At 69.7% G+C, this 18,622-nt stretch carries 18 protein-coding genes; 9 read left to right on the top strand and 9 right to left on the bottom strand.

The features are described from left to right. Positions 1-338 precede the first annotated feature (338 nt). Positions 339-509 carry a hypothetical protein gene (locus JF597_RS03285; protein WP_293988456.1) on the top strand — a complete coding sequence of 57 codons (171 nt, stop codon included), beginning with the start codon at positions 339-341 and terminating at the stop codon, positions 507-509. On the opposite strand, the gene JF597_RS03280 is transcribed toward JF597_RS03285, so the two are convergent. Beyond that, positions 485-1,270 (bottom strand): aminotransferase class IV, encoded by a 786-nt coding sequence (locus JF597_RS03280; protein ID WP_293988454.1) that lies wholly within the window; start codon positions 1,268-1,270, stop codon positions 485-487. The two genes, JF597_RS03285 and JF597_RS03280, sit on opposite strands and share 25 nt — an antisense overlap. A gap of 173 nt (positions 1,271-1,443) precedes the next feature. On the opposite strand from JF597_RS03280, the gene JF597_RS03275 reads away from it, so the two are divergent. The 3 genes from JF597_RS03275 (at position 1,444) to JF597_RS03265 (ending at position 10,065) form a co-directional block, all read left to right on the top strand. Beyond that, the gene (locus JF597_RS03275) at positions 1,444-5,898 is read left to right on the top strand and encodes a fibronectin type III domain-containing protein (protein WP_293988452.1); all 4,455 of its coding nucleotides are present in this window, start codon (positions 1,444-1,446) and stop codon (positions 5,896-5,898) included. A 17-nt stretch (positions 5,899-5,915) separates the two neighbouring features. Then, entirely contained in the window at positions 5,916-6,341 is a 426-nt protein-coding gene (locus tag JF597_RS03270) for a Fur family transcriptional regulator (RefSeq protein ID WP_293988449.1), read from the top strand. Between the two features lie 100 nt (positions 6,342-6,441). After that, on the top strand, positions 6,442-10,065 hold the full coding sequence (locus JF597_RS03265; protein ID WP_293988446.1) for a fibronectin type III domain-containing protein: 3,624 nt from the start codon (positions 6,442-6,444) through the stop codon (positions 10,063-10,065). A gap of 3 nt (positions 10,066-10,068) precedes the next feature. Here JF597_RS03265 and JF597_RS03260 read toward each other — a convergent pair whose 3' ends face one another. Genes JF597_RS03260 through JF597_RS03250 form a run of 3 tightly spaced genes read right to left on the bottom strand, consistent with a single transcriptional unit; the run spans position 10,069 to position 12,287 of the window. Beyond that, positions 10,069-11,121 carry a methyltransferase gene (locus JF597_RS03260; protein ID WP_293988443.1) on the bottom strand — a complete coding sequence of 351 codons (1,053 nt, stop codon included), beginning with the start codon at positions 11,119-11,121 and terminating at the stop codon, positions 10,069-10,071. A gap of 24 nt (positions 11,122-11,145) precedes the next feature. Further along, positions 11,146-11,721 (bottom strand): VOC family protein, encoded by a 576-nt coding sequence (locus JF597_RS03255; protein ID WP_293988440.1) that lies wholly within the window; start codon positions 11,719-11,721, stop codon positions 11,146-11,148. Further along, entirely contained in the window at positions 11,718-12,287 is a 570-nt protein-coding gene (locus JF597_RS03250) for a MarR family transcriptional regulator (RefSeq protein ID WP_293988438.1), read from the bottom strand. Before JF597_RS03250 ends, JF597_RS03255 begins: the two co-directional genes overlap by 4 nt. A gap of 330 nt (positions 12,288-12,617) precedes the next feature. Between JF597_RS03250 and JF597_RS03245 the strand changes: the two genes are divergently transcribed. From JF597_RS03245 to JF597_RS03235, 3 genes are all read left to right on the top strand, one after another. Continuing rightward, complete coding sequence (locus JF597_RS03245; RefSeq protein ID WP_293988435.1) at positions 12,618-12,974, top strand: hypothetical protein; 357 nt, start codon at positions 12,618-12,620, stop codon at positions 12,972-12,974. A gap of 21 nt (positions 12,975-12,995) precedes the next feature. Further along, on the top strand, positions 12,996-13,748 hold the full coding sequence (locus tag JF597_RS03240; RefSeq protein ID WP_293988432.1) for a phosphatase PAP2 family protein: 753 nt from the start codon (positions 12,996-12,998) through the stop codon (positions 13,746-13,748). An 84-nt stretch (positions 13,749-13,832) separates the two neighbouring features. Beyond that, positions 13,833-14,027: a hypothetical protein gene (locus tag JF597_RS03235; RefSeq protein ID WP_293988429.1), complete on the top strand. Its 195-nt coding sequence runs from the start codon at positions 13,833-13,835 to the stop codon at positions 14,025-14,027. Between the two features lie 51 nt (positions 14,028-14,078). Here JF597_RS03235 and JF597_RS03230 read toward each other — a convergent pair whose 3' ends face one another. Next, on the bottom strand, positions 14,079-14,804 hold the full coding sequence (locus tag JF597_RS03230; RefSeq protein WP_293988426.1) for a sulfotransferase domain-containing protein: 726 nt from the start codon (positions 14,802-14,804) through the stop codon (positions 14,079-14,081). 437 nt (positions 14,805-15,241) lie between these two features. After that, entirely contained in the window at positions 15,242-15,496 is a 255-nt protein-coding gene (locus JF597_RS03225; RefSeq protein ID WP_293988423.1) for a hypothetical protein, read from the bottom strand. Between the two features lie 201 nt (positions 15,497-15,697). On the opposite strand from JF597_RS03225, the gene JF597_RS03220 reads away from it, so the two are divergent. Continuing rightward, positions 15,698-15,904 carry a hypothetical protein gene (locus tag JF597_RS03220; RefSeq protein ID WP_293988420.1) on the top strand — a complete coding sequence of 69 codons (207 nt, stop codon included), beginning with the start codon at positions 15,698-15,700 and terminating at the stop codon, positions 15,902-15,904. 20 nt (positions 15,905-15,924) lie between these two features. Here JF597_RS03220 and JF597_RS03215 read toward each other — a convergent pair whose 3' ends face one another. From JF597_RS03215 to JF597_RS03205, 3 genes are all read right to left on the bottom strand, one after another. Continuing rightward, positions 15,925-16,494 carry a hypothetical protein gene (locus tag JF597_RS03215; RefSeq protein WP_293988417.1) on the bottom strand — a complete coding sequence of 190 codons (570 nt, stop codon included), beginning with the start codon at positions 16,492-16,494 and terminating at the stop codon, positions 15,925-15,927. 72 nt (positions 16,495-16,566) lie between these two features. Then, complete coding sequence (locus tag JF597_RS03210; protein ID WP_293988414.1) at positions 16,567-17,055, bottom strand: hypothetical protein; 489 nt, start codon at positions 17,053-17,055, stop codon at positions 16,567-16,569. 248 nt (positions 17,056-17,303) lie between these two features. Beyond that, on the bottom strand, positions 17,304-17,462 hold the full coding sequence (locus JF597_RS03205) for a hypothetical protein (RefSeq protein WP_293988411.1): 159 nt from the start codon (positions 17,460-17,462) through the stop codon (positions 17,304-17,306). Between the two features lie 187 nt (positions 17,463-17,649). On the opposite strand from JF597_RS03205, the gene JF597_RS03200 reads away from it, so the two are divergent. Next, complete coding sequence (locus tag JF597_RS03200; protein ID WP_293988408.1) at positions 17,650-18,585, top strand: folate-binding protein; 936 nt, start codon at positions 17,650-17,652, stop codon at positions 18,583-18,585. Positions 18,586-18,622 lie beyond the last annotated feature (37 nt).

Genomic DNA, 18,622 nt, shown 5'->3' with positions numbered 1-18,622 from the left:
CCTGGAAGCACACTGAAGGGAGGTGGTCCGAACACTTGAGTATCCAACGGACTCGTGAGGTGGCTGTCCGCTAGACGCCGTCGAGACGACGCGGACCACCGCAGGCCTCAGACGGCCTACGGCGAATCCACGACAGGCACCCGAACCCCTGGGCGCCGGCTCAGTCCAGCCGGCCCTCGACCACTTCGGTGGAAGAGGAAGTGCCCAGGGGTTCGCCCTTTCGGGGGTGAAGAACGGGCTGCGCGGCGAACGGCGCAGCCGGGTGGTCGCTTCGGATCATCTGAAATCCACCCGCTTGACCGTCAACTCGGGCACACGGTCCGGCCGACGTTCTGGGTGTGAACACCCGACAGCTGGAGAACCCGATGTCGCCGATGGCGCTGCTCGCGCACGGCATCCCGCTGTCACTGCTGCTGGACCTGGCATGGGGACCGATGTCGGCCGACCTGCTCAGCCACGAGTCGCCGCGCAGGACGCCGAACGACTACGACCGCAGCAGCGCCTCGTAGCTCGCCTGCAGGGCGAGTGACTGCTCGGTCGGCAGCGCGCAGCCGTCGAGCCGCGTCACCGGGGCCACGCCGCGCACCGAGGACAGCAGCGCCACGTCGGCGGTCAGCTCGTCGACAAGCAGCGGCCGCTGCCGCACCTCGGTCGCGCGCTGCACCGCGAGCAGGGTGGTCCCCGGGAGGATGCCGGTCTCGGCCGGCGGCGTGACCCACTCGCCGTCCACGTGCGCGACCACCGTCGAGGTGGGCGCCTCCAGGACGAACCCGTCGGTGGAGACCCAGATGACGTCGTCCGCGCCGAGGTCGTGGGCGTGCCGGAGGGCGGCCATGTTGACGGCGTACGAGGTGGACTTGACGCCGCCGAGGGCCCAGGCCTGGCCGGCGCGGTAGTCCGAGGCGATGCCGAGCTCGAGCGTCACGACGCTCACCCCGGCGCGGCCGGCGACCGTCTCCGGCGCCACGTCGAAGAGCACAGCGAAGCCGACGCCGCCCTTGGTCAGCGTCAACCGCAGCCCCGCGTCCTCCGCACCGGCGGCGGCCGCAGCCGCGAGCTGCTCGAACCCGTCGGGCAGCACCATGCCGAGCCGGGCTGCTGACCGCTGCATCCGCGACAGGTGCTCGGCGAGGAAGCAGGGGCGGCCGTCGAGCACCCGCATCGTCTCGAAGACCGCCTCCCCCCGGACCACGCCGAGGTCGTCGGCGCGGAGAACGGGGGCGTCCGGCGGGACCTCCCGCAGGCCGTCGAGGAGCAGCACCCGGGTCACGCGACGAGGCTAGCGGCCGTGAAATCGCCCGATAACAGGCGAAACCGATTCTCAAACCTGCTGCGACGCAGGAGAGAGGGCGACGGCGGCGAATCCCGAAACGACCCCGGAACGGCGTCCGATACGCCATCGTGGTCGCCAGCAAGAAGCCTCCCACCCAGCAATGGAGCAGCATGTCTCGCACCCGCCGCGTCCTCGGCGTGCTCGTCGCCTCCGGCCTGATCAGCACCGGCCTCCTCGGCGGCACCGCACTCGCGGCCGATCAGGACCTCAGCGTGAGCCCGAACTACGGGCCCAACAACAGCTCCTCGGCGCAGACGCTGACCTTCACGACGACGGGCAGCAGCTTCCTGCCGGGTGCGAGCGTCGTGCTGACCTACCACGGCGTCCCGTCGCGGACGATCACGAACAGCTCCCCGGCGCAGGTCGACCCCAGCGACTCGAAGAAGCTCACCGCGCCGGTGACGCTGACGGCCGCCGCACCCGGCCTGTACGACGCCAAGGTCACCAACCCGCCGCTCGACGGCAGCGTCTACTCCTGCGCCAGCTGCTTCACCGTCACCGGCGCCGTCCCCACCGCCAACGGCTTCGGCCGCACGTCGAACAGCGGCAGCAACCCCGCCAGCTTCACGCTCACGGGCACCAACTTCGCCGTCGGCACGACGCTGAGCTTCCTGCAGGCCGGTGTCGCTGACCCGAAGGTCGTCTGGACCACGACCGGCACGTCCGGCAGCAGCGTCGTCGGCACCCTCGCCATCGACCCGACCGCCAACGGCGGCACGTACGACGTCGTCGCCACCAACACCGACGGCAAGAAGGCGACCTGCACCGGCTGCCTGCAGGTCCCGAAGGTCACAGCGGTCCGGCGGACCGACCAGTCCGTGGGCACGCCGGCCAAGCTCGGCTACGGCGTCCAGCACGCCTCGCTGCTCGTCACCGGTGTCGGCCTCACCCCGACCACCAGCTTCGGCTTCTACTCCGAGGCCCTGAACCCGAACGCCACCAAGGTCAACAGCAAGACCTACGACGCGGTGGCCAAGAGCGTCACGCTCGACGTCACGATCTCCGACCCGTCCAACACGACGATCGCCTCGACGGTCGACCACTACGGGATCATCGCGCTGGACAAGGGCGACGGCTACGGCAACGCCGCCAGCGTCCTCACCCTGAGCCCGCGGCCGGCCCTGGACAGCAACGCGCCCTTCGACGACGACAACCCCGGCCAGGGCAGCGTCAGCTTCCCGGTGACCCTCAAGGGCGCCGGCTTCCAGACCGGCATGACCGCGGCCTTCAGCCCGAGCACCGGCATCACGGTGAACAACGTGCAGGTGACCGGCCTGACCTCGGCCGTGCTCACCCTGACGCTCGCCGGTGACGCGCCGCTGACCGCGCGGGACCTGCACCTCGCCAACCCCGACCTGGGGGTCAACGCCGGCAGCACGCAGATGACGCCCAGCGCGGCGCCGGTCATCACGAGCAGCAGCCCGACCTCGGTCGGCATCAACACCTCGTCGGTGACGATCACCCTGACCGGGTCCGGCTTCCAGACCCAGTCGCTCGGCAAGGACGGCACCGCGAGCACCAGCAACAGCTACGTCACGCCGAAGCTGTTCGTCTTCGGCCACCCCGACTGGACGATGAGCGGCGCGGCCGTCGCCACCAACAGCGGCAAGACCCTCACCGGGACCCTGGACATCCCGGCGGGCGCGCCGGCCGGCACCTACCGGCTCGGGTACCTCGACAAGAACGGCTCGATCGTCGAGTGCTTCACCGCCTCGCACGGCTCGTGCCTCACCGTCGAGGACCTGGCGGTCAGCACCGTCTCGCCGACCATCGTCACGAACGACACCACCTCGCAGGCGCTGACCATCACGGGCGTCAACTTCGCCGCCGGCGCCGTCCCGGTGCTGCAGCGCGCCGGTCAGCCCGACGTCGTCGGCACCAACGTGCGGAACCTGACGGCCACCTCGCTGACCGCCGACTTCGACGTCGACGGCATCGCCCCCGGCAACGGCGCGTGGGCCGTGCGGGTGACGCTGCCGGACGGCAGCACCGGCCACAAGGCCAACGCCCTGACGGTCGCCGGCGCGGTGCCGCACCTGACGAGCATCTCGCCGAGCACCATCGCCGCCGGCAACCCGGCGTACGTGCTCACCGTCAACGGCACCGATCTGGCCCGCGGGGCGACGCTGACCTTCAGCGGTATCGGCTCCACCGGCCCGACCCAGGTCAGCAGCCAGTGGATCAGCCGCAACCAGATGAAGTTCACGCTGAACACGGTCGGCGCGAGCGCCGGCCCCCGCGGGATCGTGCTCACCAACACCGACGGCGCGTCCACGCAGACCGGCGAGTGCTCGGTGCTGAACTGCCTCACGGTCAACGCCGCGCCCACGGCCACCGGCGCCAGCCCGGCCAGCCGCGCCGCCGGCTCGCCGACCGTCAACGTCACCATCAGCGGCAGCGGCTTCAACGGCACGCCGTCGGTGGCCTTCTCCGGCACCGGCGTCACCGCCGGCACCGCAACCTCGGTCGCCAGCGGCAGCTTCGTCGTGCCGGTCACGGTCGCGCAGGACGCGGTCGCCGGCGCCCGCTCCTTCACCGTCACCAACGGCGACGGCGGTATGGCGACCTGCAGCAGCTGCTTCACCGTCAAGGCCGCGCCGACCATCGACACCGTCTCGCCGGACGTCCAGCGGATCGGTACCGGCCCGACCACGGTGACGATCACGGGCACCGGCTTCAACACCGGCGGCGTCGCGATCGCGTTCGGACCCGGCATCACGACCGGCTCCCCGACCATCAGCGCCACGACGATCACCGTGCCCGTCACGGTCAGCCCGACCGCCAGCCCGCTGGGGGCGCGCGACGTCACCGTCACGAACACCCCGGCGAACGACGGCGGCTCCGCCACCGCTGAGCAGGCGTTCAGCATCGGCGACCTGCCGAGCGTCCCGCGCAACCTCGCGGCGACCCGCGGCAACGGCGTGGTCAACCTGAAGTGGGACGCGCCGATCTCTGACGGCGGCCTCGACGTCAGCGGGTACGACGTCACCGTCAACAAGACGTCGGACGGCTCGGCCCCGGACCCGACCCCGGAGGTCACGGTCGAGGGCACCACCGCGCAGGTCACCGGCCTGGTCAACGGCACCAGCTACTCCTTCACGGTGGCCGCGGTCAACCCCGTCGGCACCGGTCCGGCCACCGGCCCGGTGGCGGCCACCCCGGCCAGCGTCCCCGACGCCCCGAAGGACGTGACGGCCACCGCCGGCGACGCCTCCGCAGCGCTGACCTGGACCCCTCAGGGCAACGGCGGCAGCCCGATCACGTCGTACCAGGTGTACCTCGCCGACGGGACGCTGAAGAAGACCGTCGCGACGACGTCGACGACCGTCACCGGGCTGACCAACGGCACCGCCTACTCCTTCTACGTGGTCGCCGTGAACGCGGTCGGCAGCTCGCCGGCCTCGGCCACGAGCGCCCCTGTCACGCCGCTGCCGGCCGTGCCGGGCGCCCCGACCGGCCTGGTCGCGAGCGTCACCGCCGCGGCCGGCCAGGCCGACCTGTCCTGGACGGCACCGTCCGGCGCGACCCTGACGCCGATCAAGTCGTACTCGGTGTCCGTCACGCCGAACAGCGGCACCGTCACAGGGACGACCACCTACCCGGCGGACGGGACGGCCACGACGGCCACCGTCACCGGCCTCGCCAACGGCGTCGGCTACACCTTCACCGTCCGCGCAGCCACGACCGCGGGCGCCGGTCCCGCCAGCGCGCCGGCCACGGCGACGCCGTACGGCGTGCCCGGCGCGGTGACCGCCCTGACGTCAACCCCCGGTGACAAGGCGCTCACCACGACGTGGGCGGCTCCTGCCAGCAACGGCCGGCCGGTCACCAGCTACACCGCGACGCTGAACCCCGGTGCCGTCACGAAGACCGTGACGGCCACCTCGGTCGGCTTCACCGGCCTCGTGAACGGCACGGCGTACACCGTGTCGGTCCGCGCGACGAACCTGCGCGGCGCCGGCCCGTCCGCCAGCGCCCCGGCGGTCACGCCCAGGTGGACGTCGACGGTCAGCCTCGGGTCCCTGCCGGGCCGCGTCCTGCGCGGCAACCCGATCACGCTGACCGGCACCGTCACCCGGACCGACAAGAGCGTGGCGGCCGGCAAGGTCGTCCTCAAGGCCCGCAGCGACTCCGGTGTCGTGACCACGGTGGCGACCGTCGCCACCGACGCCACCGGCAAGTACAGCTACCGCTTCGCGCCGGTGCACAACGCCACCTACACCGCCACGTACGCCGGTGACAGCCGCAACGGAGCGTCCCTCTCCGCCGCGCGGCGGACCCTGGTGGCGGTGCGGATCTACGTCAGCGCCCCGACCGGCTCGCACACGGTCAACCAGGTGATCAGCGGCACCGTGCTGCCCAACAAGGCCGGCTACGTGGTGACGCTGTACTCGGTCAGCAGCACCGGCAAGCTGACCCGGCTGGCGGCCGTCCGGGCGTCGTCGAAGAGCACCTACTCGTTCTCGATCCGGCTGTCCGCGGGCAGCCACCTGCTCCAGGTCGGGATGGCCGCCACGCCTGGCAACGACCACGGCGAGGTCCGCTTCGCCGCACGGCGCTCCTAGCCTGGGACACTCGGGGTGTGGGCAAGCAGACCGGCACCGGCGAGGCGTGGCAGCAGGAGCTGCGCGCCCGTGGGTACCGGCTGACCCCGCAGCGCCAGCGGGTGCTCGAGGCCGTCGGGGTGCTGGGCCACGCCACCCCTGAGGCGATCAGCGAGCAGGTCGGCGACGGGGTGAACCTGTCCACCGTCTACCGGTCGCTCGAGCTGCTCGAGGACCTCGGGCTGGTCCGGCACACCCACCTCAACCACGGCTCACCGTCGTACTCGGTGGCCGGGTCGGCCGACCACGTGCACCTGGTCTGCCGCGACTGCGAGGCGGTGCTCGAGGTGGGCGCCGAGCTGCTCCAGCCGCTGGTGGCCACGATCGCCGACGAGCAGGGCTTCTCGGTCGACGTCGGCCACGTCGCGCTCTTCGGCCGGTGCGCGGCGTGCGCGAACCGCTGAACCAGGCAGGAAACGCCCATCGGGCGTCGAAGTCCCTGCCACGAAGCCCAGCATCCGCCAAGATGGTCGCGCTCTCCCCCCAGATCCGAGAAGAGAAGACATGCGTCTCGCTGCCCGCCGCCTGATCGCCGCTACGGGTGTCACCGCCCTGGTCGCCGCGGGAGGCATCGCCCTCGCGCCCGCCGCGTCGGCGGAGGCCCTCGCGTCCGTCAACCCCACCGGGACGACCAACGACGGCGTGAAGTCGTTCACCGTGACGTCGAGCAGCACGCAGTTCTACCCATCCGCCCAGGACACGGTGACGCTCACCCGCACGCCACCGGTGACGGGGCAGCCGGTGATCGACGGCACCATGATTGCCACCGGCACGTGCACCGGAGGTGTACCGGTCCTCGGCACCGACGGCGACTGCGGAACCACGCTCACCTTCAAGGCTGATCTGGCGAACGCCGCCCCCGGCAGCTACGCCATCAACGTGACCGGCACCGCCGGCTTCCCGGGCGACACCGACCGGACGTTCACCGGCGGCACCACGGTCGCCGACACGAGCAACCCCACCGTCGACGGCAGCGCGCTGTGGGCCGGCACCACCAACCCGCCGGACGGCCAGCTGACGATCACCGGCAGCCACCTGTCCAAGGGCTCCACCGTCAGCTTCCTCAAGGCCGACGGCAGCCCCGAGGACCACATGTCCTTCGTGCCGAACGTCGACGGCGGGACGGCGAACGGCTACATCAACTCGACCACGCTGCGGGGCACCTACAGCAAGGACCCCAGCGCCACCGTGGGCGTGCACCACATCAAGGTCACCAACGCGGTGGGCCAGGCCGGCACCGAGGTCGCGTCCTTCTACCAGCCGGCCGTCACGGGCACGACGCCTGCGTCGCTCGTCATCGGCCAGGGCGCCTCGGCCGTGCCGTTCACCTTCACCGGCCCGGCTGCCAACACCTTCAACCCCACCACCACGCTGTTCGTCCCCGCCAGCGGCGGCGGCACCGCAGCCACCGACGTCACCGCCTCCAACCAGGTGGTGAACGTGACGAAGGACGTCTTCACCACTGACGTGAGCGCCACCAACGCCGCAGTGACCGGCACCCGCAACCTCACGCTGCGCGGCGCCGACGGCGGCTTCGTGACGCTGGCCAACGCGCTGACCATCAACCCGGCGCCGTCGATCGCGAGCATCAGCCCCTCGACCCGCGGCCAGGGCTACGCCGGCACCGTCGACATCACCGGCAGCAACCTGTCGACCACCTCGGTGTTCGACTTCGGCGACGGCATCGACGTCACCGCTCCCTCGGCCATCGCCGGTGGCGTCCGCGTGACGCTGGCGATCGACCCCGACACCGCCCTCGGCGCCCGGTCGGTCACCGTGACCAACGCCGACCACGGCACCAGCACCAAGAGCAACGCCTTCACGGTCACGCAGAACCCGGTCGTCACCTCGGTCCTGCCGGCCTCGGCCTCGCGCGGCACCACCGACGCCGACGTCACCTTCAACGGCTCCGGCTTCCAGGCCGGCGCGACCGTCACCGCCTCCGGGACCGGCGTCACCTTCAGCTCGATCTCCGGCAGCGGCAGCACGCTCACCGGCAAGGTCACCGTGGCCGGCGACGCCGCCTACGGCCCGCGCGACGTCACGGTCACCAACCCCGACGGCGGCACCAGCACCTGCACCGGCTGCTTCGGGGTCCGCAACCTCGACGTCCTCACGCCGCTCGTCAGCAACGCGCACGCGCAGGACGTGACGGTCGCCCCCGCCGCCGGCGAGCCCGCCCTGACGCTGCAGTCGACGGTGACGGCGTACCTGCCGGGGGTCAGCGACCAGGGGGCGCTGCCCGGCGTCGTCAAGACCCTCAGCGGCGGCCAGCTCACCGTCACCTTCCCGCTGACCAACGCGGCCGTCGGCTACTACACCGTGCAGACGTCCACCCCGACCGCCGACCCCGAGAGCCCGACGGTGCTCACCTGCACCGGCTGCCTGCGGGTCATCGCCAACTCCACCCCGACCGGGCTGACCGTCGCGCCGACCAGCGCCGGCCAGGGCGCACTGCAGAAGTCGGTGACCATCACCGGCACTGACGGCATCTACCCGGGCCAGACGGTCTCCTTCAGCGGCTCCGGCATCACGGTGGAGAGCACCACGTTCTCCGCCGGCCACCTCACGGCCGTCATCGACATCGCCGAGGGCGCGGCCACCGGCGCCCGCGACGTGATCGTCACCAACTCCGACGGCACCAGCGGCACCAAGGCCGGGGGCTTCACCGTCAACGCCGGCCCGAAGGTCACCAACGCGGCGCCGAGCAGCCTGGGCCAGGGCGGCACCGCCGACATCACCCTGACCGGCACCGGATTCACCCCGACCAGCACGGTCAAGATCGCCGGCACCGACATCACCGCCACCGTGGTCCAGAGCGCGGCGCCGACGGCCACCTCGATGAAGGTCACTGTCACGCTCGGCGACGACACAGAGGTCGGCACCCACGACATCACCGTCGTGAACCCGGACGGCGGCCGCGGCACCCTGAGCGACGGCCTCACGGTCACGCCCGCTCCGGTCATCACCGCGATCACGCCGGCCAAGGCTCCCCGCGGGACGACGGACCTGCCGGTCACCATCACCGGCACCGGTTTCGCGAAGAGCGGCGAGCAGCTGCCGGCCATCACGCCGTCGAACCAGCTGAGCATCACCATCACCGACGTCAGCGCCGACGGCACCCAGCTCACCGGCACGCTGACCGTCCCGTCGACGGCCACCGACGGCAAGAAGACCGTCCAGGTCACCAACCCGGATGGCGGCAGCAGCCGGTTCGGCGACTCCGTGGACGAGGCGGGCTTCCTGGTGGCCACGCCGCCGACCGCCCCGTCCACCGTCGCGGCCACCGCCGGTGACACCAAGGTGCTCGTCGCCTGGTCGCCCGGTACCCCCGGCGGCTCGACCATCACCGAGTACACCGTGCAGCGGTACACCTCTGGCGGCGTGCCGATCGACACCAAGGTGGTTGCCGCGCCGAACCGGCAGGTGCTCTTCAGCGGCCTGACCAACGGCACGACGTACCGCTTCAAGGTCAAGGCCAAGAACACCACCGGCGGGTACGGCGAGTACTCCACCGCCACCGGTGTGGCGACGCCGAAGTACGCGACCCGGCTCACCAGCACCTCGACGCCGCGGGCCACGACCAGCGGCAGCAGCGTCACCTACTCCGGGAAGCTCACCCGGGTCACCGGCGGCGCCGGCCTCGCCGGCGTCACCGTGAAGCTGACGCTCGTGCCGGCGGTCGGGAGCGCGCACACGTACGCGACCACGACGCGCAGCGACGGCACCTGGCGGCTGGGCCCGGCGGCCGCGGTCTACAACACGTCCGTCCGCACCTCGGCGCTGGCCACCGCCGTCAACGCGGCCGCGAGTGCCCCGACCTACTCCGTCAGCGTCGGCACCCGCATCACCATCACGTCGCCGAGGTCGGGCTCCTCGTCCGGCGCGACGACGCTGCTGGTCATCCGGGGCGCCACGTCGCCGAACAAGGCCGGTCACACGATCGGGCTGTTCCGGCGGTACGCCGACGGCTACCACGGGGTCGCGAGCGCGAAGATCGCCAGCAACGGCACCTACGTGTTCAGCATCCGGCTGCCGCGGGGCAGCTACTCCCTGAAGACCGGCCTCGGCGCGATGAGCGGCAACGCCGCCGGCTTCAGCCCGGTCATCGTGGTGACGCGGACCTGAGGCCTACTTGTAGGCGATCGCCGCGCTGGTCGGGCCAGTGAGGGGCAGGATCTCCACCTTGGTGAAGCCTGCGTCCTCGCACCAGCCGCGGTAGTCCTCGCCGGTGAAGTCGAACGCGTCACCGAACTCGATGAGCATGTTCAGCGACATCATCAGCCCGAAGACGTTCTCACGCCGGTCGTCGTCGATGATGTTCTCGATGGCGATGAGGGCGCCGCCCGGTGGCAGCGCCTCGTAGGCCGACCGGATGAGCTGCTGCTTGCGCTCGAGGTTCCAGTCGTGAAGGACCATCCCCATCGTGATCACGTCGGCGGACGGGAGCGGGCCGTCGAAGAAGTCACCCGACGCGGTGGAGACCCGGCCCGCAAGGCCGGCGGCCGCGATGCTGCGCTGAGCAATGGGCTCGACCATCGGCAGGTCGAAGCTCACGCAGCTCAGGTGCGGGTGCCGCTCGGCGAGGATGATCGACAGCTGCCCGGTGGCGCCGCCGACGTCGCACAGGGTCTTGTAGGAGGAGAAGTCGAAGGCGTTGGCAAGCGCGTGGAAGTTGCCGAGGGAGATGCCCGACATGGCACCCATGAACTGCTCGAGCCGCGCCGGGTCCGCGTAGAGCTCCTCGAACATCGAGCGGCCAGTGTGCTTCACCTCGTTCTGCGGCTCACCGGTCTGGAGCGCCTCGGTGAGCCCGCCCCAGAAGCCGTAGAGCCGGGCGTTGGCCATCTCGAGGATCCCGCCGATGTACTGCGGGCTGGCGGTGTCGAGGAACAGCGCGGTGGCCGGAGTGTTGGCGTAGTGCGCGCCCTCGCCCGAGCCCTGGCGCTCGAGAAAACGGAGGGCCACGAGGCCGTCGAGGAAGTCGAAGACCGCCCGCGAGCGCAGCCCCAGTCGATCGGCGATCTCGCCGCCTGTCAGCGGGTCCGAGGCCAGCAACGTGAACAGGCGCAGCTCGATCGCGCTGAGCAACGTCTTGGACGGCCAGAAGCCGAGTCCGACCTGCATGATCGCTGAAGGGTCGGGTGTCACTGTCGGTGTGGCGGAGTCGAGCGCTTGTGTCATGTCCGTGTCCTTAGTCGGAAGAGGTCATGCGAGCCGCGTGCTCGGAACGGTTGCGAGGGTTCCGGTGGATCGGAGCTCCTGGAGAGCGGCCACGGGGTTCGGGTCGCCGAAGAGCTCGTTGTCGTACGAGGCCGGTCGGCCGGTGACGTCGCGAACCCACCACGACGCCTCGAGCGCGATGCCGTTGGGATCGGTGAAGTACACGGAGCGGACGCTGCCGTGATCGATGATCTCGGTGACCTCGCAGCCGGCACCGATGAGCCGCTGACGCAGGTCGTGGAGCGCGTCCTCGTCGGGAAGGTTCAGGGCGAGGTGGTCGAACTGCACCGCGCGGGGATCCGCAACGCCGGCCGGCTTCGCGAAGGGCTCGAGGGCAAGGTCGACGTACTCGAAGAACGCGACGGTGCAGTGCGGCCCGAAGTCGAAGAAGTAGTGACGGAACGTCGAGGTGCCCACGGTGGAGGCGAGTCGCGCGCCGAGAACGCCGTGGTAGAAGCGAACCGTCGCATCCATGTCATTGGTGATGAGCGCGAGGTGGTTGATCCCGCTCCACGCCGGAGACGTCGAGACGTGGGCTCGCTGAGCTTCGGTGAGGGTCATGACTGTGGTCCTTTCGCTGTGGCGGGACGAGCGGTACGGCGGCGGCCGTCACCCTGGGGCGCGGGCGCCGATCGCGCCTGGATGGCGGCCTGCTGGAGCTTGGCCAGGTAGCGCAGAAGAGCCCGTTGCTCGGTGAAGGTGAGGGCGTCGCCGATCACGTCGCGTTCCCTGGCGTGCAGAGCCGGGAGCAGCTCGTCGACGATGAGCCGGGCCTCCGGCGTGATGTCGATCAGGAGCCTGCGGCGGTCATGGGGGTGCGGCAGCCGCCGGACCAGACCTCGCTTCTCGAGGTTGTCCAGCAACGAGGTCATCGAGCCCGTCGTCACCATGAGTCGCTCTGCGATGACCTTCGGCTCGAGCGGTTCTCCCGCGCCCTCGACGACGGCGAGCACCTCTCGGGCGCTGGGGGAGAGCTGGTGCCGGTCCATCGTGTCGCGATTGTGCAGCCCCATAAGCAGCTCAGCCGTCCGCCACAGGTTGGCGAAGCACTCGGTCGCCAGGGCCTCGGCGCCGGGGTACTCGCTCTCGAAGTCGGTCCCTACGCGGATGAGCGGCGGGATGGCCATGCTCTCGCACCTTCTTCGGTTCGCTAGAACTCGAATAACTTGGATTCAAGCGACCTAGCGCCAGCTTGTCAAGAGGGACCTAGGCTGCGACTCGTGCTCCGGGTCTCGGCTCTCTGCGTCGCGAACCGCCACGTCACCTGCGGAGCCATGACCTACGCCGGTTGCCTCTGCGAGTGTCACCCTGAGGCGGGTACGCCGCGCCGCCCAGCAGAACCGGCCGGGCCTCTGCCCACGTCACCCGTCCTGCCGGCAGGCCCACCCAGCGCTCCAGGGGAGATTCCACGAGGCGCGGCTCGCGCAGCCAGCTGGACCCTGGTCACGCAGGGAGTCTTGCTGGCCGTTCTCGGCGCGGTGCTGATCACAGAGGTCATCGTCTCCCCTGCCACTGGCGCCGAGGCGTCCCTTGCCAACGGCCTCGGTGTGGTGGTCGGTGGTTGCCTGATCGGCGTCGCCGCGATGCTGCTGACGTTCGGCCTTGTCGCACGCGGGAGAGGCTTGATGGTTCCGGTCGTCGGTGTCGTCGTGCACTCCTGCGTGGCGCTGACAGTTATCGGGGGCGGCGGTGGCTACGCGGCACTCGAGGTGTTCGTGGCCGAGTTCGTGCTGCTCTTCAGCTTCTTCGTGGGCCTGCCGTGGTGGCGCAGTACGGCACTGTTCGATGAGCCCGCGCGCAGGGGTGAGACGTGAGCGGCGTGGGCCGCGTCAGTGATGGCGGGCGGTAGCGAGAGTCGGTCGGCCGTCGAGCAACGGCGACCGCTGTGGCGACTGCTGCACGAGGCCGCCGTGCTGGGTGGCCTCTGGCTGCTGTACACGCTTGGTCGCGCCCTGGCAGGACGGCGTACGGGTCATGCGAGCGGCCATGCGAGCCAGGTGTGGTCGGTGGAGCGCGACCTGCACCTGCCGGACGAGGGCCGAGTGCAGCGGGCCGTGTTGCACTGGAGCTGGTTGGTTCACGCCGCGAACGACTACTACAAGTTCGAGCACTTCCTCGGCCTGGTCGTCGTGACGGTCTGGCTGCTGCTGTGGCGGCCGAGCCGTTACCTGTGGTTCCGGCGGGTGCTGGTGCTCACGACGGCGATCGGTCTTGTCCTTCATCTCACCTATCCCTTGGCACCGCCGAGGCTGCGACCAGACTTCGGCGTCGTGGACACGGGGGTGCGTTACGGCGAGTCCGTGTACGGGGGGAATCCGCGCAATCACGGGCTGCTGAACCAGTACGCCGCGATGCCGTCCCTGCACGTCGCCTGGGCCGTCCTGTTCGCACTCACCGTCGTCCTCGTCTCGAGGAGCCGCTGGCGGTGGCTGGCGGTGGGCTACCCAGCTGTGACGACGTACGTCGTGGTCGTCACCGGGAACCACTACTGGCTGGATGGCATTGTCGGGATCGCCGCCCTGTGCCTGGCACTGCTGATGTCTACCGGGCGATCCCTGGAGCTGGCTCGCTTGCGCACGCGGGGCTGAGTCGAAGCGGAGACCAAACGCGAAGGAGCCCGTCAGGATGAGCAGGTTTGACGAGGCGTCACGTCGAACAAGGTCACCATGAGGGTGCCCGTTCTGTCCTGGTGGCGGCGTCGCCGTTGGGAGCTCGCACAACAGCAGCTCTTGGCCGGCAAGTCCGGCGACATCGAGCTCGAAGACCTCGCCCAGGAGCAGCCGCTCTTTGCCGGGACGGCCAACGAGCACCGCTTCTTTCGGAACATCTTGAGAGCGCGGACAAGCACCGAGTGGCGCGGTGACTGAGTCGGCGGCAGGCGCCCGGAATGTCGTGGCACTCGAGCGACCCGTCGCCACTCATGGACCGGGCAATGCCTCCAGAAGGGCCTGGTAGCTGTCGAGTCCGAACTCCGCCCCGAGGCTCTCGCGCCAGGTCGCGTCCAGCTCGGCGAGGAACGCCTCGGACAGCTGGCCGCGGTGACTGCCGCTGCCGCCGGTCCCCACCTTGCCCGATGCGCCCCCGGGCGGCAGGTCGCAGTTGCGCTCCGACAACGCGCGCATCATGAGGTCGTCGTACTTGTCGTGGTTGGCCTGCATGGTCGCGAGCGAGGACTGGTCGAGTGCGGTCGCGAGGCGCTCATCGGTAGCCTCGACCCCGATGAAGGCCGCCACGCGCCGGACAGTTGCCTCCGGAGCGGCGAGCATGTGCTCGTAGGCAAGTAGCAGGACCTCTGGGTCGTCCCGGTGCGACCACCACGAAGCCAGGTGCCGGTAGTAGTCGCTGTTCTCGAGGAAGCGTGCGCGGCCAAGGGTCTCGACGTCGATGCTGCCCGGTTCGAAGAACCAACCCTCGAAGAACCGGTGGACTGACACCAGGGCATCACGCGGGTCCCGCACCGCCACCAGGTACCGGCCACCCTTCGGGACCTGGGTCCATGACAGATGGCTCTTGAACGCCCGCGGCTCGGCCCGCTGCTCAGCGTCCAGGTCGAGGCCAAGGTCTGCGGCGGTCTCGATCCACGGCACGACCCGCGAGATGTCATCGAAGTCGAGGTCCCCGCCGGTCCGCAGGCTGTGCACCATCTGCTGGCAGCCACGTCGTCCCGCACTTGGGGAACGGGGCAATGATCACGTCGGTCGGGCGCGGTCGAAAGGCCAGCCCGGCGGCCCTCCCCTCGGCGGAAACGAGGCGGGCCACCTTCGCCTGCAATTCGTCCATAGTCGTAGCCCGGCTGCCCACCCCGTCCTCCGCTCTCGGGCTGCCGCTCAACTGGCGCCCTAGCGGTTCAACCTAACGTCATGAGAAGAGCCGGAGTCAGAGCAGTGAGCACCACAGAGACATACATCGGCATCACACCGGTGACCGAGTCACCGCGAACGAATCGCACAATGTCCAGATGATGAGTTAGCCATCGAGGCTCGGCAACCGCCTTTGGCCGAGAGAGGCGCTAGCCGCCGTTCCCTGCGTGGCGGGCGAGCGTGCCAAGCCCCGGGTGATGTCCCGACGGCTCAGCTGCGCGTCAAGCCTTCGGCATGAGAACAACCAGGAAGCCGGTGACGAACAGCGAGGTCAGCCAAGTGGCCCACGCCACGGCATAGAAGCCCTCTTGGTTCTTCATCCGAGTGAGTAGCCAGGCCAGCCCCGGGATCAAGGCGAAGAATCCCCAGGCCATGACGGCGCCACCAGGGCTACACGGCAGATCGTCCGATCCGAGTTCGCCGCAGATGGCGCCGCTGTTGAAGGCCCCTGCGGCCACAGCAGCGATCAGTCCCAAGACACCACACGCAACGTAGGTCGCCAGAAGGATCCCCTTACGAGCGCCACTGCCCGAGGCAGATCCCGAATCCATCCCGGCACGATAACTTCGTACGGTTGCGCAAGCGCGGCCTTCGTCGAAGGGGCCGTCTCAATCGCGAGGACGCGGCGCTCTCTGCACTCGCGCCGGATGCAGACCGACGGCGTTACCCTCCGTCGCATGAAGTGGCTTCGGCGACAGCAGATCCGGCCGGAGAACTACCCGAACGTGCCGCGCTATCGGCTGGCCATGGGGCTCTATCTCTGCTTGGCCGTCCCGTTGATCTTCCTGAACATCTTTGGACCGTCCACCCTTCACACGTGGTTGTCGGTGTCCGCCCTCGGGGTCTTTTTAGTCATTGACTTCGGTGTTCTGCGTAGGCAGTGATCGGTGTGCGGGAAGCGGCGCTATTCGTCATCAACCGATGAGTTCAGCGAAGCTTGCTGCTGCCTTCGCGCGAGATCCCGCATACCGCGGCGGGCGTCCTCAGTACCGATCCGGACGATGTTCTCGGGCGCCGGGGGTGCAAGCCACAGTTGGATCACGTAGAGGTCGATGACGGCCTCAGCGATGTCCACTTCGCCAGCCGCTTCATCACGGCCCTGGCAGCACACGCGCACCCGGTAGCTGCCACCGGGAACGGTCGGAAGTTCACCCGAAGTCTCGCCGCCCCAGGAAAACCACGTGACTCTCGCCTCCGGCGGAATCACGATTGATACCTCCACCACGTCCTCGAACGACGGGGGTGGCACGGCCGGCTCCTCCGCGTGCAGTTCGATGACAACGGGCGATGCGCCATGCGGGCGCGCCATGCACAGATGCAGCCCATGTGGGTTCCCGGCACCAACGAAGCCGTTGACATGGCCGTCATCCCAATCGACGGGGCAGCCCACCAGGTAGTCCGTCTCGTCGCCCCAAAGCAGATCGAACTGCCCGAAGTCGGTGTCAACGACGGCATTGAACAGTTCCCGCATCATCAAGCGAGCATGCCCCAGACGCCTGCGGCCAAGGCCCGAAGCGGCGAGCAACGCCCGCTGCAAGAACCGGCCTTACCTATGCACCAGGTGACGTTCGATGGCGAGGGTTGCGAGCCCAGCAACAAGCGCGAGCGTTCCGAACGTGAGAAGCCAGACGAGTTGGCCCGGGCCCGTGAACGGCAATGTGGAACTGGCTAGATACACGCGCCCGTAGTCGGTGCGGAGGCCGCTGCCACTGGCAGAGGTGGACGAGAGAAACAACTTCGCATAACGAGCGGCAGGGGCGCGGAAGTCTTCATAGGCGTAGGAGGCGCAAGCGGTCCCGTCCGGTCGCACGCCAGCGTGGGTTCCCACCAGGCCGTCGATGCTGGACGACACAACTTTGTCGGAGTTCTCGTAGGCGAAGCCACTGCCGCAGAAGGTCACCGTCTGGCCCGGATGCAGAACGGATGGGGTGACGCGAAGCGTCCCGGACGATGCTCGGGCGGGTGGAACTAGCACCATGCAACCGACGATCGTCAACGTCACCAACGTGCAGAAGCGACGGCTCAGTCCGCGCATGTTCCGGACTATGCACCCGGAAGTGATGCCGGGACCAGCGCGAGGCCCGATGGTCGCGCAGGCTCACCAGCCGGTCAGGCCGCTCCCGAGCGCGAAGAGCCGAGTCGTCCGTTCATCCCAATCGCCACGCGCAGGCGGTTAGGTACGACGCGCTTCGCGGAGCGAAGAGAAGGGCCACCGTTCTTCGCTGTCAGCTCGGTCGACGCCTGTGGATGGTGCGTTACCGCGGTAACGCACCATCCACAGGGCTACTTCGTGATGCGGGAGCAGGTGCCGATCCGGAGGACGGCCTCCGACTGGGTCTCGCCGGCGTTGAGCGTCCCCCAGGCGCGGACGAGATCGGTGAACTCCTCCGTGCTGAGGTCACGGATGCCGAAGCGGTACTCATCGATCAGGCGAAGGAGCACCGCGAGCAGGGCTTCGCGAGCCTCGTCGTCGGCGTGACGTTCGGCGGCGGCGCGCTTGAGCAGGGACCGACGCTGGTCACTTCATGTGTGGGACATGTGAGGAGCGTAGAGACGTGCGCACGCCAATATTCGGCGGCTGGCGCGTTCCAGCGGGAATCCCGGTCAGGTCCTGCGCTTTGATGAAGGTGTGACCGCCGTTCCCGCCGACCCGCCGGACGCTGCCGTCGCGGGCCACTACGGAGACCCGTACGCGGAGCAGCGCGCCCTCGTCGGCGGTACCGGTGTCGTGGACCTCTCGCACCGGGACGTCGTACGCGTGGCTGGTCCGGACCGGCTGTCGTGGCTGCACTCGCTGGTCTCCCAGCACGTCTCCGACCTTCAGCCCGGCGACTCCACCGAGGCGCTCCTGCTCAACCCGCAGGGGCACGTCGAGCACCACCTGCAGCTCGTCGAGACCGGTTCGGAAGTGCTCGCGCACGTCGAGCCGGGCACTGGTCCGGCGCTGGTGGAGTTCCTCGATCGGATGCGCTTCATGCTGCGGGTTGAGGTGGGCCTGGCCGATCTGGCCGTGTCCTGGGTGCCGGGGGAGGCCGAGGGCCTGGGGACCCGTACCGGGTTCGGGACGTTCCTGCTCGGCGAGCCGGCCGCAGGCACCGCCGGGATGCAGGCCTTCGAGGCGCTGCGCGTCGCAGCAGCCAGGCCACGGCTCGGGCTCGACACCGACCACCGGACCCTCCCGCAGGAGGTCGGCTGGCTCGGTGCAGCGGTGCACCTCGACAAGGGCTGCTACCGCGGGCAGGAGAGCGTCGCCCGCGTCTGGAACCTCGGCCGCCCGCCGCGCCGGCTCGTGCGGCTTCACCTCGACGGCTCTGACATCGACCTCCCGGCGGTCGGGTCGGACGTCCTGCTCGACGGCCGTATCGTCGGGCGGATGGGCAGTGCCGTCCGTCATTTCGAGGAGGGCCCGATCGGTCTCGCCCTCGTGAAGCGCACGGCTCCCGAGGGCGCCACGGTGACGGTTGACGGCATCGCCGCGAACCTGGAGGAGCTAGACCTCGCTGTGCCGGAGTCTCCGGCGCGCGCGGCCGCCGAGTCACGGGCCGGACTGCTGCGGCACCGCTGACCGGCTAGCGGCCGAACAGGCCCTTCTTCTTCTGCTT

Source organism: Streptomyces sp., from assembly GCF_019510245.1.
GTDB lineage: Bacteria > Actinomycetota > Actinomycetes > Streptomycetales > Streptomycetaceae > Streptomyces.
This window is presented reverse-complemented; position numbering and strand designations above follow the sequence as displayed.